The 283-nt window shown below is 53.7% G+C and carries 1 protein-coding gene; it reads left to right on the top strand.

Going from position 1 to position 283, the window contains the following annotated elements:
• Positions 1 to 73: 73 nt before the first annotated feature.
• The coding region (locus KMS84_RS44500) for a hypothetical protein (RefSeq protein WP_256921567.1) at positions 74 to 283 on the top strand (210 nt) is incomplete at its 3' end.

Raw genomic sequence — 283 nt, 5'->3', positions numbered from 1 at the left:
GCTTGTCGGTACGAAAAAGAATGTAATTCGTTACCGGCGTCAGCTATTCGGTATCGAAGCTTGGAATGTAAGAATGGCCATCGAGCCCTACCGGCATTTGCTGGGCATAGAATCAACTCGCACTGTAGCGCGTCTTTGCGGGGTTTCAGCCTACAGCGTCGATCAATACCGGAAGTCTTTAGGGGTCAAGGCCAAGCCGGGACCGGCCTCTCTCCCTAAACCAAAGCGTTTCCCCATCAACCACCCGTTGCGTCCCTACAAGCCGCTCTTAGGCCTTGTGCAT

It is taken from the genome of Streptomyces hilarionis (assembly GCF_024539675.1).
GTDB lineage: Bacteria > Actinomycetota > Actinomycetes > Streptomycetales > Streptomycetaceae > Streptomyces > Streptomyces hilarionis.
Note: the sequence above shows the minus strand (reverse complement) of the source record. Positions and strands in the feature narration are given on the sequence as shown.